Source organism: Bacillus sp. LR--39, from assembly GCF_053613335.1.
Genome location: NZ_JBSIOT010000333.1, coordinates 1 through 1,059, shown reverse-complemented (window position 1 = coordinate 1,059; position 1,059 = coordinate 1). Strand labels below are relative to the sequence as shown.

Below are 1,059 nucleotides of genomic sequence, written 5' to 3'. Positions count from 1 at the left end.
CCCGATTCTCGCTCTGACGTCTGCGGCCTTATCATCATCCTGGCCGATATGCACGCCATCTGCGTCAAGTTCAAGCGCGAGTTCTACATCATCGTTGATAATAAACGGTACATTGAACTGTTTGCACAGCGCCTGCACCTGTCGGGCAAAGGCCGTTTGATCTCCGGCTTTCAACGCACCCTCGCCTTTTTCGCGGAATTGAAAAAGGGTCGCACCGCCTTTTAAAGCTTTTTCAATAACAGTTAAAGGATCCCCTGCGGTATTGTTTGACCCCATAATAAAATAGACCGACAACAGATCTTTCATTGCTTCTTCTGAGACTCGCGTCATCTTATTCCACCTCTCTGATCCTGCCGCGTTCTTTTATATCCATAGCTTCAACGGCAGCAAGCTGATTCAAAAACTCGATTTGGAAACTTCCGGGCCCCCGGCTTTCCGTTTTCGCCGCGGCCAACTCGGCCGCTGTTCCATAAAAAGCGGCTGCAGATACAGCGGCACGGCAAACGTCTTTTTCAACGGCGCAAAACGCACCGATGACAGAGGTAAACAAGCAGCCTGTCCCCGTCACTTTCGTAAGCAGCTGATGTCCGTTGCCCACGGTATACGTTTTTGTACCATCCGTTATCACGTCTTCAGCACCGGTTATGATGACTGCTGTATCCCATAATTTCGCGGCTTTTTTTGCGAGCTCCGTTCTGTCGCCGCTCTCTTCACCCGCGTCCACGCCTTTGATCAGCCAGTCTTCCCCAAGCGTGTTGGCAATTTCCGCAGCATTGCCTCTGACGGCAGAAACCTTCACTTTGCGCATGATCGCTTGAGCCGATTCCGTTCGAAACGGCGTCGCCCCCGCACCGACCGGATCAAAAATAACCGGCACCCCATGTTCATTAGCTGACTTTCCTGCAATAATCATCGCTTCAACAGATTCACGGCTGAGCGTGCCGATGTTCAGCACAAGGGCTCCGGCGATCTTTGCCATGTCGGCGGCCTCTTCCCTCGCATACGCCATCACCGGCGATGCGCCGAGAGCCAGCAAACCGTTTGCCGTAAAGTTGGTGA

2 protein-coding genes are annotated in these 1,059 nt (G+C 52.6%); both read right to left on the bottom strand.

The window, feature by feature from the left end; genetic code table 11:
• Positions 1 to 330 (bottom strand): thiamine phosphate synthase (locus ACWHAR_RS22985; RefSeq protein WP_452087936.1); only part of this gene is annotated, 330 nt, incomplete at its 3' end.
• Between the two features lies 1 nt (position 331).
• Positions 332 to 1,059 (bottom strand): hydroxyethylthiazole kinase (gene thiM / locus ACWHAR_RS22980; protein WP_452087935.1); only part of this gene is annotated, 728 nt, incomplete at its 5' end.